This window comes from Ascidiaceihabitans donghaensis (assembly GCF_900302465.1).
Classification (GTDB): domain Bacteria; phylum Pseudomonadota; class Alphaproteobacteria; order Rhodobacterales; family Rhodobacteraceae; genus Ascidiaceihabitans; species Ascidiaceihabitans donghaensis.
In genome coordinates this window covers 2,312,967-2,327,366 of record NZ_OMOR01000001.1, presented here as the reverse complement: position 1 = coordinate 2,327,366, position 14,400 = coordinate 2,312,967, and the positions used below count along the sequence as shown (strand labels likewise).

The following is a 14,400-nucleotide window of genomic DNA, read 5'->3' as shown; positions in this document are numbered from 1 at the left end:
CCGAAAATTAAGTGATGGCCATATTTCCATCACTGTTCGACATCAATATAGAGGGGCTGTAGCCAAGCGACAAGGACAGGCCAATGAATGCCGCATATGCTTGTGACCCTGCCACGTCCAAGGGACGGCGCGTGCCAGAGGAAGAATCGCATTTTCGGTCGTGTTTTCAACGCGATCGTGACCGTATTATTCACGCCAGCGCATTTCGCAGGCTGAAACATAAAACCCAAGTGTTTGTTGAACATGAAGGGGATTATTACCGCACACGTCTGACCCATTCCATTGAAGTGGCGCAAGTGGCACGCACCATCGCCGGCGCGCTACATCTGAATACGGAACTGACCGAAGCTGTGGCCTTGGCACATGATCTGGGTCATCCGCCGTTTGGGCACACCGGTGAAGACACTTTGCACGCGTTGATGAAAGGGTACGGTGGCTTTGATCACAACGCCCAAGCCATCAAGATTGTGACGTCTCTGGAACAGCATTACGCAGACTTTGATGGGTTGAACTTAACCTGGGAAGCTCTTGAAGGTATTGCAAAACATAACGGACCGGTCGTTGGGGAATTGCCCGTGGCACTTGCAACCTATGATGCATTGCACGATCTGGAACTGGACACACACGCAAGTGCCGAAGCCCAGGTTGCGGCTTTGTCTGATGACATCGCCTATAACAACCACGATCTGCACGATGGCTTGCGTGCAGGCCTGTTCACGGACGCAGATATTCAGGCGTTGCCCATTGTTGGCGCGGCCTACGCGCAGGTCGACGACGCATACCCAAACCTTGACGTTGAGCGCCGCCGCCACGAAGCGTTGCGCCGCGTCTTTGGCGTGATGGTGGCCGATGTGATCGAAACCTCGCAAACGCTGCTGGAAACCAGCGCCGCAACATCTGCTCGTGACATCCGCATGTTGGGGCGCCCCGTAATCAAGTTTTCGTCGCAAGTCTGGAAAGACCTTCAAGCCATCCGTCACTTTCTGTTTACGCAAATGTACCGCGCACCCAGCGTGATGCAGAAGCGGGCAGAGGTCAGCCAGATCATCGAGGACTTGTTTCCACTGTTTCTAAACCATCCCGATAAAATGCCGGAAAACTGGTATGCAATGACACGAAATCTGGATGAAAGCGCTACGGCGCGTGTGGTCAGTGACTATATTTCAGGCATGACTGACCGGTTTGCGCTTTTGGAACATCTGCGCTTGCACCCCAGCGGGTGATCGCCCCAAGACCTTGCCGCTCTGACCGTTGACCTGCCTGTGCGGCGTGATACACCGCGCACACCATCATCTTAGGAAAAGTCCCATGAACCTTTTTGCCCAAATGCGCGCCCGCGTCCTGTCCGATCTGGAAGCGCTGCAATCCCGCGGTGTGTTGCCAGAAGGGCTTTCCATGGACAACGTCGCGGTTGAGCCGCCACGTGATCCGGCGCACGGAGATATGGCGACAAACGCTGCTATGGTTTTGGCCAAGCCCGCAGGCATGAAGCCGCGCGACATTGCACAGGCGCTTGCAGATGAACTGACATCTGATGACCGTGTCACATCCTGCGAAGTCGCAGGTCCCGGCTTTTTGAACCTGCGTTTGGCCCCGACTGTGTGGCAGGGCGTCGTTCAGGATGTCTTGCAGCAAGGCGCCGGATTTGGCCGGTCAGATCTGGGGCAGGGCAAAAAAGTGATGGTGGAATATGTCTCTGCCAACCCGACGGGGCCTTTGCACGTGGGGCACACCCGCGGCGCGGTCTTTGGCGATGCTTTAGCGTCTTTGCTGGACTTTGCAGGCTACAACGTGACCCGTGAATACTACATCAACGATGGCGGCGCACAGGTCGATGTTTTGGCGCGGTCTGTGTATCTGCGGTATCTGGAAGCGCACGGTCAGGACGTCGCGTTCGAGGACGGGACATACCCCGGTGATTACCTGATTGATGTCGGGATAGCCCTGAAAGCCAAAGTGGGCGATGCGTTTGTCGACAAAGGCGAACAGTTTTGGCTGCAAGACGTGCGGGAATACGCAACCGAAGCCATGATGGATCTGATCCGCGCGGATCTGGGCCAGCTGGGCATCAAGATGGACAATTTCTTTTCTGAAAAATCCCTGTACGGCACGGGGCTGATTGAAAGCGCCATCAAATCACTGGATGACAAGGGCCTGATTTATGAAGGCGTTCTTGAACCTCCCAAAGGCAAAAAACCCGAGGACTGGGAGCCACGCGAACAAACTTTGTTCAAATCCACCGATCATGGCGACGATGTGGATCGCCCCGTGAAGAAATCGGACGGGGCATGGACCTATTTTGCGCCCGACATCGCCTATCACTTTGACAAGGTGCAGCGCGGATTTGACATGTTGATTGATGTGTTCGGTGCAGATCACGGCGGCTATGTGAAACGCATGAAGGCTGCTGTTTCGGCCCTGTCGGACGGCCGTGTGCCGCTGGACATCAAGTTGACGCAACTTGTGAAGTTGTACAAGAATGGCGAGCCGTTCAAAATGTCCAAGCGGGCAGGGACCTTTGTCACCCTGCGCGATGTTGTGGATCAAGTGGGGTCCGACGTGACGCGGTTTGTGATGCTGACGCGCAAAAACGACGCGCCGTTGGACTTTGACTTTGACAAGGTGCTGGAACAATCCAAAGACAATCCTGTCTATTACGTTCAATATGCCCATGCGCGGATCGCGTCAATTTTGCGCAAAGCCACGGATGCTGGCATAGCGGTGCACGATACGGATTTGTCTTCTGCGGATTTGAGCAAGCTGGATCACACAGCCGAATTGGCGCTGGCCATGAAGTTGAGCGAATGGCCCCGTTTGGTCGAAACGGCGGCCCGCTCGAATGAGCCGCACCGGGTTGCGTTCTATCTTTACGAATTGGCGTCTGATTTTCACAGCTTGTACCATCTGGGCCGGTCGGAAGACGGGCTGCGGGCCATTCAGGACGATGATCATGCCACAAGTCAGGCAAAAATCGCCCTCGCACGTGCCACAGCTGTTGTAATAGCTGCGGGCCTTGGTATCTTGGGAGTTGAGCCAGCCGAAGAGATGCGTTGAACCAATAACCGCCTCGGCTGAACAGGCACGAAATCAGTTGACCGATCAGGCAATGTATCTGACCGGCAAAGAGGCAAAATGGCAAACGTATCCTATACCCATGATCTGGGCGCTGGTGGCTATGCGCAATCCGCACCCCACACATCACCAAAGCCGCGTAATGCTTTGACAAACCTGACAAATTTGACCGCAGCGGGGGTGTCTTTGGCATTGATGGCTGGGGTCGCTGTTTGGGGTTACAAGTTGATGGTGCGTGATGTCAGCGGTATCCCTGTGGTGCAGGCGGCCAGCGGTGACATGCGGGTGCGTCCCGAAGATCCGGGTGGGCAACTTGCTATCAACCAGGGCCTTGCCGTGAACGAAGTGGCTGCTGTTGGTGTGGCTGCAAAGCCTGCTGATCGGCTGGTTCTTGCGCCGCGTCCGGTGGATTTGACCCACGAAGATATGCCAACACCCGTCGCAATGGTGGCGCCTGTGCAACAACCGGTTGTATCATCTGCCCCGATCGAGCAACCACAAACGTTGGATGTGGCCGCAGCACTTGAAAGCGGATCGGTTGAGGATTTGGTGAACCAGCTGACAGCGGGCGCAGACAGGATCGAAGCGGAAACGGAAGCTCAGCCTGTTCAGGTGGTGGCCTCAGTCACGCCGCCCACACCGGAAGCCATGCCAACGCCTGTGGTGATTGATGCCCCTGGCATAAAAACGTCGTTTCGCCCACAACTGCGCCCGAAGGCTTTGAAGGCGGTGGCGTCTGCCACGGCCACAACAAATGCCACCCCCGCAGCGGCACCCGCAAACGCCGAAGTTGACGCCGCATCCTTGCCCGCAGGGACACGTCTGGTGCAACTTGGTGCCTTTGACAGCGCCGAAATTGCGCGCAGCCAATGGACCAAGCTGGAAGGCCGGTTTGGGGATTATCTGTATGGAAAACAACGCATTGTTCAAAAAGCCAAAAGTGGCGGACGCACATTTTATCGCCTGCGCGCCATGGGGTTCGAAGACTTGAGCGACGCACGCCGTTTCTGTTCAGCGCTGCTGGCTGAAAAAGCGGATTGTATTCCGGTCGTCACGCGATGAACCGTTTCGGGGCGACGATCCTTGATGCGGACGGGCTGCGGCTGACGTCGGAGGAAATAGCGTTTTTCAAAGATGTGAAGCCGTTCGGCTTCATTCTGTTTGCCCGTAACATCGACACACCGGATCAAGTACGTGCCTTGTGTGGCGACTTTCGCGAGGCTGTTGGGTACGATTGCCCCATAACCATTGATCAAGAAGGCGGGCGTGTGCAGCGGTTGCGTGCCCCGATCTGGCGCGAATGGTTGCCTCCGATGGATTTTGTTACAGCGGCCGGACCGAAAGCCGAGCGTGCCATGTATTTGCGCCACCGGGTGATTGCCCATGAATTGTTTGCGCTTGGCATCGACAGCAACTGTGCCCCTATGGTGGATGTTGCGGGTGACAACACCCATGATTTTCTTCGCAACCGGTGTTACGGAACGGATGCTGTGACTGTATCCGCTTTGGGGCGCACTGCGGCTGAGGGATTGTTGGATGGCGGCGTTCTGCCTGTTGTCAAACACATGCCGGGCCACGGGCGTGCAACGGCGGACAGTCACTTTGATTTGCCACATGTCGCAAACATGAAAAACGATCTGCAAGATCATGATTTTGCGCCGTTTAAGGCGCTTTGTGACCTGCCAATGGGGATGACCGCGCATCTGGTTTATTCCGACATCGACACGGCCCCTGCGACATTGTCCAAACCTGTGATGGATGTCATTCGCAATGTTATCGGCTTTGATGGTTTGATCATGACAGATGACATTGCCATGAAAGCGCTCAGTGGTGATCTGGGGGATCTGAGCCGTCAGGCTCTGCAAGCTGGATGTGACGTGATATTGCACTGCAACGGCACACTGGCTGAACGGCGCAGGGTGGCAGAAGCTTCGGGCGAAATGACAGATGCGGCGCAGACACGGGCCATTGCTGCCTTGAATGCGCGCAAAACCCCCGACGAGATTGACATTTCCGCGTATGACGCCGAACTTGAAGCGCTGACAGGGGGCTGAAGCGGGGCAGGCCAAATGGCTGAAGATACATTCGAGGAAGATCGCGTTTCTGTGGCCGACCGTTTGGCCGCAGAGGCATTGATTGTCGATGTGGACGGCTTTGAAGGCCCGCTTGACTTGCTCTTGACTCTATCGCGTACTCAAAAAGTCGATTTGCGCAAAGTTTCTGTTTTGCAATTGGCACGTCAATACCTTGCGTTTGTTGAAAAAGCGAAGGCTCTGCGGCTGGAATTGGCGGCGGATTACCTTGTGATGGCGGCGTGGTTGGCCTTCTTGAAGTCCCGTTTATTGTTGCCACCGGACCCAACAGAAGAGGGGCCATCAGGTGAAGAACTGGCCGCCCATCTGGCGTTTCAGTTGGAACGCTTGCAAGCGATGCGCGACAGTGCGGCGCGCTTGATGGGGCGCGACCAGTTGGGGCGGGATTTCTTTGCGCGGGGGCAGGCTGAAACCGTCGAACGGGTCAAACGTGTCACATACACAGCGACGCTTTTGGACCTGATGCAAGGCTACGCGCGTATTCGGACCCGTGACGATTTCCGCCCTTTTATTCTGGACAGGGATTCGGTTTTCACGATGGAGCAAGCTTTGGAGCGGATGCGTCCCCTTATGGGATATGCGGGGGAATGGACTGACATTCTAAGCTATTTGCCCGAAGGGTGGGACATGGACCCCGTCAAACTACGCTCTGCCACTGCAGCGACGTTTGCGGCATCTCTGGAGTTGGTGAAAGAAGGGCATATGGAAATCAGGCAAACCGAGATTTTTGCACCTATCCAGCTGCGTAAGAAGGTTTAAAGGCATGACGGATCGCGTGGAAGAGATCGAAAATGAAGAACAAAGCCTTTTCGCAGCCCCTCCGATGGGGGAACAGGAACGTATGGTCGAAGCGATCTTGTTTGCGACAGCCGAACCTGTAACGGCCAAGGAACTGGCAGCACGGATGCCGCATGGGTGTGATCCCGCCGAGGCGCTGGTTCATTTGCGCAAACGTTATGACGGGCGTGGTGTGACGTTGAACAAGGTGGGGGATGCCTGGGCGATGCGCACCGCCCCCGACCTTGGGTTTTTGATGCAAAAGGAAACGGTGGAAACCCGCAAGCTCAGTCGTGCGGCCATCGAAACACTGGCCATCATTGCGTACCACCAACCCGTCACCCGCGCCGAGATAGAGGAAATTCGTGGCGTTTCGGTCAGTCGGGGCACTGTTGACCAGCTGTTGGAAATGGAATGGATCCGCTTTGGCCGTCGCAAAATGACACCGGGGCGGCCTGTGACCTTTGTGGTCACTCAAGGGTTTTTGGACCATTTCGGATTGGAAAACGCACGTGATTTGCCAGGCTTGAAAGAACTGCGATCCGCTGGATTGCTGGAAAATCGGCCGCCACCAGGGTCGATGCCGGGGCCGGGGGAGGTTGAAGAAGACGAAACCGATGAAGGGCAATCCGAACTTTTTGAGGATTAACCTGAAAATCGCCGTATTTGATGCTATATTGGTGACATACCTAAAACGAGGCAGCGCTCTGCAATGAACCAGATATTGAACATGTTTATGCGTCTTGTGATGCGCAAAATGATGAGCAAAGGCATTGATGCAGGGTTTAAGGGCGCCAGCGGTATGGCGCGGCGTCGCAAGCAACAGCAGCAGCCAATGGGTGAGATCGACGATTATGGAAACCCCACTGGTCGGTCTGGTAGTGCACCCAAAGACACCTCTGAACGTGACCGCATCAGGGCAGAGCGTCGGGCGCGTCGCGCCGCACGTCAGCAGGATTAATACGTGTTACACTGTCGGCGTTTTGAAGTGTTTGCTTAGCTTCAAGCCCTGACCCTGATAATTGGATTTCAGGTCCGCACCGTAAAGTTGCGTTGGGTCTTCAGCCATCTTTTCATAGACCAAACGGCCGACGACTTGACCATGTTCCAGCACAAAAGGTGCCTCATGGCAGCGCACTTCCAACACGCCGCGTGACCCTGTGCCGCCTGCCGTCGCGTGGCCAAAGCCGGGATCAAAAAAGCCTGCGTAATGCACGCGGAATTCTCCGACCATGGCCAGATAAGGTGCCATTTCAGCAGCATAGCTTGGCGGGATGCACACGGCCTCGCGGCTGACAAGAATGTAGAACGCGCCGGGATCTAGAATGATATGCCCATCTGTGCTGTGCACATCTTCCCAATAGGCACGCGGATCGTAGTGGCCGATGCGGTCCAGATCAATCACGCCTGTGTGGGGTTTCGCGCGGTAGCCCACCAAGGATGTGCCGGGCAGTTTCAGGTCGACGGAAAACCCAAGTCCGTCATCAATCACAGCTGTGCCATTCACAAGCGGTGTGTCGTTGTGCAACGCGCTGAGGGCGGCATCGTCCAGCACAGCATGTCCGGTGCGAAAGCGGATCTGGTTCAGGCGCATGCCCGGCCGCACGAGAACGGAAAAAGACCGGGGGCAAATTTCTGCGTAAAGCGGGCCGGTGTAGCCATCGGGGATGCGGTCGAATTCTGTGCCGCCATCGGTAATTGTGCGCGTCAGTAAATCCAGACGACCGGTTGAGCTTTTGGCGTTGGCCACAGCACTCATACCCGCAGGCAGCGCAAGCCCTTCCATCAAAGGCACCACGTACACGCAGCCTTTTTCCAACACTGCACCATCGGTCAAATCGACCCGGTGCATTTCAAATTCCTGCAACCTGTCCGATACTTTTGCACCAGCGCCCGACAAGAAAGACGCACGCACGCGATACGCCACAGTGCCCAGACGCAGGTCAAGGCTTGCGGGTTGAATTTGTGGTACAGTCACAGCAGGGGACCCCGTGATCTGACCGGTTTCAATCATCTGGCTGATGTGTTGATTTGGGATGACGCCTGTCACAGGTTTTGCTTCCTATCTACGACAAACGCCCGCAACCTGATGGCCGCGGGCGATTTGAGCAAGTCGGTAATTGGTCGGGCTAGCAGGACTCGAACCTGCGACCTTCCGTCCCCCAGACGGACGCGCTACCAGGCTGCGCCATAGCCCGACTTGTGGGGCTTCATACCCGATTTTGGGCGGCAAGCAAGAAAGAATTGCCACTTCGCTTACTCTTTATGTGCGGCGGTCATCCTGTCGCGTAATGCGGCCAGCTGAGACAACAAAGCCGTGGCTTCGGGGGATGCGGATTTGGCTGTTGTCAGTGCCGTCAACAATGCAGGGTGTGCCGGAAATTCTGAATCGGGCGGCGTGTCCGGCACATCAATGATATTGGGCTTCAGCACCGGGGCCGGAATTGGCGTAATGTCTTCTACTGGATCTGTCGTGACTGCATCGTTGGCGGAAACTGGATCGTCAGAGTCTGTCTGAGCCTCAGGTTCTGTCTGAACGTCAGCGTTTGTCTTGGCTTCGGGGGCCTGCATCTGCGTGCTTTGGGTTTGGTCCGCAACCGGGGGCGGAGACAAAGGCGATGTGCGCCGGATAAACGCTGGCATCTGTGGCATGGAGTCAGAAACGGGCGTATCATCCGCGGTGTCTGGCGTCGGGTCAGGCTGAGAAGGGGCTGGCGCAGACGGGGCAGACGCTTTGAACATCACCTCTGGTACATCTGGTTCCGACGCAACTGGATCGACCATTTCGGTACCTGCTTGTACCGTATTCGAAATGTCCGCCCCATCACCATCACCTTCGGGGGAAGAGGTCGCGGCTGGCTCCGCTGGTGTCGTCTGCATGTCCGGTGCAGGCGTAGGCACGTCAGCGGCATAATCCGGTCCGTTGTCCTCAGACGATGATGTATCAGCGATAACCTCGTCTGCTGCGTCCGACACAAGCGCGGTGTCTGCTGGCATGGGATCGTCTTGCGGTGGTTCGTCTTGCGGTGGTTCGGCTTGCGCTGCGGCTTCGTCGTCCGGGACCACATGGGATGGCTCAACCGTTTGCGGCTCATGCGGTACAAGGGGCGGAGGAGGGGGCACAGGAGAAGTGGTCTGCAGGTGTTGGGATGCGGATGGCGCTGCTTCCGGCATCACGACTGCGTCTTGGGTAAAAGACGGGCGCGGCGCGTCATCGGGTGCTTTGGGCTGAACATCTACCGGACGGGCAAACTTTGTAATTGTGGCGTCCGTGTTCGGCTCTGCACCATCGTCGAAAAGGTCCAATGTGGACGTGTCATTTGCGTCTTGCATATCTTTTGAGGTTGTCTGGCTTTGTCGTTTTAAGGGTACATCGGCGGGAATAGCGGCAGAGGCCTCATCCAAGCTGGACGACATTGCAGACACATGTGCGATGCCTTTTTCGCGCAACACCTTTTGCACACCTTTGATCGTCAGTCCGTCGTCGTGAAGCAGCTTTCTGATGCCGCCCAACAACAACATGTCAACAGGACGGTAATACCGGCGCCCACCTGCGCGTTTGACAGGTTTGACTTGAGTGAATTTGCTTTCCCAAAACCGCAGAACATGGGTTTGAACCCCAAGCCAGTCTGCCACTTCGGAGATTGTGCGAAAGGCGTCGGCGGATTTACTCATGTGATCAGGACTTGTTGCCTGACGCCACACGGTCCTTCATCAGATGCGAGGGACGGAAGGTCAAAACGCGACGAGGATTGATTGGAACTTCTTCACCGGTTTTCGGGTTACGGCCCACGCGTGCGGATTTTTCACGCACAGAAAAGGTGCCAAAGGACGAAATCTTGACTTGCTGGCCTTTGACCAAAGCATCGGACATGTGGTCCAGCACGCTTTCCACCAATGTCGCACTTTCGTTGCGCGACAATCCGACCTCGCGAAATACCGCTTCGCTTAGGTCCATGCGTGTCAAAGTCTTTTCGGCCATCATTCATCCCCTTATTCTGAGCAACCATAGGGTGCTGCGAATTTACGAGTCAATATCAATGACTTGTGCTGCGTTGTTTCTGCAGGTTTTTTGCGCATAAAGAGCGGCTTACCAGCGTAGAACCACCGCACCCCACGCCAAACCGCCGCCGATTGCTTCTGTCACGATCAAATCACCGTCTTTGATTTGTCCGCGATCACGTCCCACGGACAAAGCCAGAGGAATCGATGCAGCCGACGTGTTGCCATGATCCTGAACCGTCACCACAACGTTTTCCATCGGCACACCCATCTTCTTGGCGGTGCCTTGAATGATGCGAATGTTGGCTTGGTGGGGCACGACCCAATCGATGTCGTCCGCAGTTACATTGGCGTCCGCCATAGCGGTGTTGGCGGTTGCAGCCAGTTTTTCGACGGCATGGCGGAACACCTGATTTCCCTGCATCCTTAAGTATCCGGTGGTCCCTGTGCTGACGCCGCCGTCCACATACAGCAAATCGCGGTGGGTGCCGTCCGAATTCAGGTCGGTGGCCAATATCCCGCGGTCGTCTTTTGTGCCTTCACCATCCGTGGCTTCCAGCACCAATGCACCAGCCCCATCGCCAAACAACACGCACGTGCCACGGTCTGTCCAGTCCATGATGCGGCTGAAGGTTTCGGCGCCAATCACCAACACGCGCTTGGCCTGACCGGACAAGACCAAAGCGTTGGCGTTGGACAACGCAAAGATAAACCCGGCACACACGGCCTGAATATCAAAAGCAAAGCCTTTTTTCATGCCCAGATTGGCTTGCACCATGGTCGCAGCTGACGGAAATGTCAGGTCGGCTGTCGACGTGGCAAGCACGATGGCATCCACATCATCGGCTGTCAGACCGGCATCTGCCAAGGCTGCTTTGGCCGCTTCTGTGGCCATCATTGATGTTGTTTCACCGTCGCCTGCAAAGTGCCGGCGTTCGATACCGGATCGCGACACGATCCATTCGTCGGTGGTGTCCAGGGTCTTTTCAAACTCGGCGTTTGGTACAACGCGCTGGGGTAAATAGTGGCCAACGCCTTTGACTGTTGCGCGAAGTGTCATGCCTGCGTGTGTCCTGTGTCTTCTGTCGTTTTGTCTTCAGTGGGCAAAACGGCGGCGACTCGGGCCGCCAGTTTGTCGTTGAACCCATTCTGCGCCAATTGTGCCGCAAGGGAAATAGCAGCTGATACGCCAGTAGCATCTGCCGACCCGTGCGACTTTACGACTGTGCCATTTAGCCCCAAAAACACCCCGCCATTGACGCGGCGTGGATCAATGCGCCGTTTCAGGCGCTGCAATGACGTAAATGCAAGCAATGAGGCAAGCCGCGACAAAGGGGTGTACTTGAATGCTTCTTTCAGCAAATCACCGATCAAGCCCGCAGTGCCTTCACCTGTTTTGATAGCCACATTGCCCGTGAATCCGTCTGTGACGATCACATCCGCCACATCCCCCGGAATGTCACTGCCTTCGACAAAGCCCACAAAATCGAATTCGGCTTGGGCTTCGTTGGCTTTGATCAAATCAAAGGCATCGTGCAATTCGGCGCGGCCTTTGTGTTCTTCGGTGCCGACGTTCAGCAATCCGACACGCGGGCGGGGCAGGTCCATACCATTGCGGGCATAAGACGCGCCCATCAATGCGTAACGCAGCAGATCATCAGCATCGGCGCGAATGTCGGCGCCGACATCCAGCATCACATTGAAACCTTGCGGATTGCGTGACGGCCATAGAACGGCGATGGCTGGGCGGTTCACGCCCGGCAATTTACGCAACCGGATCATGGAAAGCGCCATCAACGCGCCTGTGTTGCCGCAGCTGACGGCCACATCGGCTTCGCGGGCGCGCACCGTTTCGACGGTGGAATACATCGACGTGCCTTTGCCATGGCGGACGACATGGCTGGGTTTGTCTTCCATCGTCACGACGGAATCAGCCGCACGCACGGTGCAACGGTCCCGCAACGGTTTACGTTTTGCGATCAATGCGTCCAACTCGGCTTGGGGGCCGTGCAAGATCAGATCAATGTTGGGATTTCGTTTGACGAAGATAGCGCAGCCGGCAACCACTGTTGCCGGGCCGCTGTCTCCGCCCATGGCATCCACTGCTATCACAAGCCGCTGGCGCGTGGTGTCCGTCTTATCGGGTCGCGCCAGTGTCATAGGGGTGCCTGTTTGCCGGGATGCCTCAAGGCGGCCAAAGGAGCTTAGGCCGCGTCGTCTTCCAGATCGACTTCTTCAGTCATCGCAACAATTTCGTTGTTGTCGTAGTGACCGCAAGACGCGCAAATGTGATGTGGGCGTTTCAGCTCACCGCAGTTGTCGCATTCGTTTGGGTTTGCAGCCACCAGGGAATCATGCGCGCGGCGGTTGTTGCGGCGTGAATTGGAGACTTTGTTCTGTTGAACAGCCATAGGAAGGGCCTTTGTGTTTGAGGGCGGCGTTCATGTTGCCACCAAGGTTACAGCGTATCGGTTCTTTGAGCTTTTGGAGCGTTTAGGGTGCAAGGCCCCGCATGTCCAACGCTAAATGCAATGAGGGCGGCAAAATACTGCGAATTCGTGTATAAGCAAGCAGATATTTTGACCTGTCAGTCCGGTTTGTCTTCCATCTTGTCCTTTAGGGCTACCAGCCCGGCAAAGGGGCGTGCGTCTGCGTCCGTCATCGCCGCTTCACCCGGTTTGGTAAAGACTGTGTTGGACAGGGCCGCATCGGGCGCACGGGGGTAATCGGGGACCGTAAGGCTCAGGGCTTCAATCATGACGACTGCGGGGTCGATAAACGCGCCCAGCAATTCAATGCCATCGTCGTCAGGCATTTCGACTTCTTCTTCGTTCACTTCGGGAATCGATTTCAGAAACATCCGTTCCACCGGCGTATCAATGCGTGTGGTCACAGGGTCCAAAGTCACGGTGCAGGGCTGCACGACAGTCGCCCCGAGGGTGCCTTTCAACTGCCAGTCAGCTTTGCCGACGGCGCGGATGGAGCCGGAGAATCGCAGTTTGCGCAGGCTTGTCAGATCAAGCTGTGCTGCAATTTCGGACATGGCATCAGCGTTGGGCCGCAAATCAAACGGTTTTGGCGCACGTTGCGGCAGGTCAGCGACGCGATATGCGGTGGGTGAAGCGATCTGTGAACACATGTTATTGCTTTCATTTCTTGAAACGGGGCCGTTCCTTTGTTAGGCGAGATAAAAGCCAAGTGGGTTTAGGGCAAGAGGGCAGAGTAAATGACACGCAGCAATTTGAACCGCACGGTTGTGCGCTCGTGCGCAATTCTGGCCTTGGGCTTTAGCTTAACTGCATGTGCAGCGACCTTTCGCAACCACGGCTATATCCCGCCGCAAGAGGACCTTGATCTGTTGGCTGTGGGCATCGACACCCGTGCGTCTGTCGAGGAATCAGTGGGATCCCCATCTGCGGGGGGCGTGTTGGAAGGCGGCGACTACTTCTATGTCTTTTCGCGGGTACGCACCTTTGGGTTCAAAAAGCCCACAGTTGTGGAACGTCAGGTGCTGGCCATCAGTTTTGACGAAGCGGGCGTTGTGAAAAACATTGAACGCTTCGGGTTGGAAGATGGTCGTGTCGTGCCCTTGGCGCGCCGTGTGACCAGCTCTGGTGTGACCAACAAGACCTTCCTGCGTCAGTTGCTTGGCAACTTGGGCCGCTTTTCACCCGGGGCGTTGTAAGCCGCGCCCATCGGAGCGTTCTGATCCAATGAAGCCGTTGCACAAAGGGCGATACGTCGCAGCATTGGCCTCATCCCAACAAGATTTGAACGAAGCCTTTGATCTTCGTGCGCGCTGTTTTGGTGTCAAACATCCGGATGTGGACCGTTTTGATGCGGGATGCGCCCATATCCTTGTGCGGCGTGATAATGTGCTTGTGTGCTGCGCACGCATGATACCGTTGCGTGGTGGCGATATCCTGCATAGCTATACTGCGCAGTTCTATGATCTGAGCGCATTGTCGCAGTATCCTGACAAAACGATGGAACTGGGCCGTTTTTGCATTGATCCGGCACTTTTTGATCCAAATATTCTGCGCATTGTTTGGGGGGCCATCACGTCTTATGTCGATGAGAACAATGTGAAAATGTTGTTCGGGTGTTCTTCTTTTGCAGGTATTCGGCCCGCGCCTTACCGCGATGCCTTTTCGTTGCTAAAATCCCGCTATCTTGGGCCGGAGCAATGGTTGCCCAACGCAAAGGCCGCCCATTTGTGCGCATTTCCTGACGCATCAGATCAGCCCATCAACCGTAGCGCTGCACTGAAACAGATGCCGCCATTGTTGCGAACCTATCTGGTGATGGGGGGGTGGGTGTCGGATCATGCTGTTGTGGATCATGACATGAACACGCTGCATGTCTTTACAGGGGTGGACGTGGCGGCAATCCCTGCGTCGCGCAAACGGGCTTTGCGTGCGGTTGCGGGCTAAGGCGTGACGCAAGTTTATTTTTC

General features: G+C 55.9%; 16 protein-coding genes and 1 tRNA gene. 9 read left to right on the top strand and 8 right to left on the bottom strand.

Annotated features, from left to right (window positions below; genetic code table 11):
- Window positions 1–83 precede the first annotated feature (83 nt).
- The 7 genes from ASD8599_RS11620 to ASD8599_RS11590 all read left to right on the top strand — a co-directional run bounded on the left by ASD8599_RS11620 (window position 84) and on the right by ASD8599_RS11590 (window position 6,903).
- Window positions 84–1,223: a deoxyguanosinetriphosphate triphosphohydrolase gene (locus ASD8599_RS11620; protein WP_108828687.1), complete on the top strand. Its 1,140-nt coding sequence runs from the start codon at window positions 84–86 to the stop codon at window positions 1,221–1,223.
- An 85-nt stretch (window positions 1,224–1,308) separates the two neighbouring features.
- The gene (gene argS, locus ASD8599_RS11615; RefSeq protein WP_108828686.1) at window positions 1,309–3,054 is read left to right on the top strand and encodes an arginine--tRNA ligase; all 1,746 of its coding nucleotides are present in this window, start codon (window positions 1,309–1,311) and stop codon (window positions 3,052–3,054) included.
- A 78-nt stretch (window positions 3,055–3,132) separates the two neighbouring features.
- Complete coding sequence (locus ASD8599_RS11610) at window positions 3,133–4,134, top strand: SPOR domain-containing protein (RefSeq protein ID WP_108828685.1); 1,002 nt, start codon at window positions 3,133–3,135, stop codon at window positions 4,132–4,134.
- Window positions 4,131–5,126 (top strand): beta-N-acetylhexosaminidase, encoded by a 996-nt coding sequence (nagZ, locus tag ASD8599_RS11605; protein WP_108828684.1) that lies wholly within the window; start codon window positions 4,131–4,133, stop codon window positions 5,124–5,126. Before ASD8599_RS11610 ends, nagZ begins: the two co-directional genes overlap by 4 nt.
- A 15-nt stretch (window positions 5,127–5,141) precedes the next feature.
- Complete coding sequence (locus tag ASD8599_RS11600; RefSeq protein WP_108828683.1) at window positions 5,142–5,924, top strand: segregation and condensation protein A; 783 nt, start codon at window positions 5,142–5,144, stop codon at window positions 5,922–5,924.
- Between the two features lie 4 nt (window positions 5,925–5,928).
- Window positions 5,929–6,591, top strand: coding sequence for an SMC-Scp complex subunit ScpB (gene scpB / locus ASD8599_RS11595; RefSeq protein ID WP_108828682.1), 663 nt, complete (start codon window positions 5,929–5,931; stop codon window positions 6,589–6,591).
- A 63-nt stretch (window positions 6,592–6,654) separates the two neighbouring features.
- Window positions 6,655–6,903 carry a hypothetical protein gene (locus ASD8599_RS11590; RefSeq protein ID WP_146188218.1) on the top strand — a complete coding sequence of 83 codons (249 nt, stop codon included), beginning with the start codon at window positions 6,655–6,657 and terminating at the stop codon, window positions 6,901–6,903.
- Window positions 6,904–6,909: 6 nt separating this feature from the next.
- Here ASD8599_RS11590 and ASD8599_RS11585 read toward each other — a convergent pair whose 3' ends face one another.
- The 8 genes from ASD8599_RS11585 to ASD8599_RS11550 form a co-directional block, all read right to left on the bottom strand.
- A complete protein-coding gene (locus ASD8599_RS11585; RefSeq protein WP_108828680.1) occupies window positions 6,910–7,992 on the bottom strand; it encodes a 2'-deoxycytidine 5'-triphosphate deaminase in 1,083 nt (360 codons plus the stop codon).
- A 71-nt stretch (window positions 7,993–8,063) separates the two neighbouring features.
- Window positions 8,064–8,140, bottom strand: a tRNA-Pro gene (locus ASD8599_RS11580).
- Window positions 8,141–8,198: 58 nt separating this feature from the next.
- Complete coding sequence (locus tag ASD8599_RS20425) at window positions 8,199–9,617, bottom strand: MerR family transcriptional regulator (RefSeq protein ID WP_245926016.1); 1,419 nt, start codon at window positions 9,615–9,617, stop codon at window positions 8,199–8,201.
- A gap of 4 nt (window positions 9,618–9,621) precedes the next feature.
- A complete protein-coding gene (ihfA, locus tag ASD8599_RS11570) occupies window positions 9,622–9,924 on the bottom strand; it encodes an integration host factor subunit alpha (RefSeq protein ID WP_108828679.1) in 303 nt (100 codons plus the stop codon).
- Between the two features lie 108 nt (window positions 9,925–10,032).
- The gene (locus tag ASD8599_RS11565) at window positions 10,033–11,004 is read right to left on the bottom strand and encodes a beta-ketoacyl-ACP synthase III (RefSeq protein ID WP_108828678.1); all 972 of its coding nucleotides are present in this window, start codon (window positions 11,002–11,004) and stop codon (window positions 10,033–10,035) included.
- Complete coding sequence (gene plsX / locus ASD8599_RS11560) at window positions 11,001–12,104, bottom strand: phosphate acyltransferase PlsX (protein ID WP_108828677.1); 1,104 nt, start codon at window positions 12,102–12,104, stop codon at window positions 11,001–11,003. Before plsX ends, ASD8599_RS11565 begins: the two co-directional genes overlap by 4 nt.
- A gap of 44 nt (window positions 12,105–12,148) precedes the next feature.
- The gene (rpmF, locus tag ASD8599_RS11555; protein ID WP_108828676.1) at window positions 12,149–12,355 is read right to left on the bottom strand and encodes a 50S ribosomal protein L32; all 207 of its coding nucleotides are present in this window, start codon (window positions 12,353–12,355) and stop codon (window positions 12,149–12,151) included.
- 176 nt (window positions 12,356–12,531) lie between these two features.
- On the bottom strand, window positions 12,532–13,083 hold the full coding sequence (locus tag ASD8599_RS11550) for a YceD family protein (RefSeq protein ID WP_181364473.1): 552 nt from the start codon (window positions 13,081–13,083) through the stop codon (window positions 12,532–12,534).
- 87 nt (window positions 13,084–13,170) lie between these two features.
- Between ASD8599_RS11550 and ASD8599_RS11545 the strand changes: the two genes are divergently transcribed.
- Window positions 13,171–13,629 carry an outer membrane protein assembly factor BamE gene (locus tag ASD8599_RS11545; RefSeq protein ID WP_108828675.1) on the top strand — a complete coding sequence of 153 codons (459 nt, stop codon included), beginning with the start codon at window positions 13,171–13,173 and terminating at the stop codon, window positions 13,627–13,629.
- Between the two features lie 28 nt (window positions 13,630–13,657).
- Entirely contained in the window at window positions 13,658–14,377 is a 720-nt protein-coding gene (locus tag ASD8599_RS11540; protein WP_108828674.1) for a GNAT family N-acetyltransferase, read from the top strand.
- Window positions 14,378–14,400 lie beyond the last annotated feature (23 nt).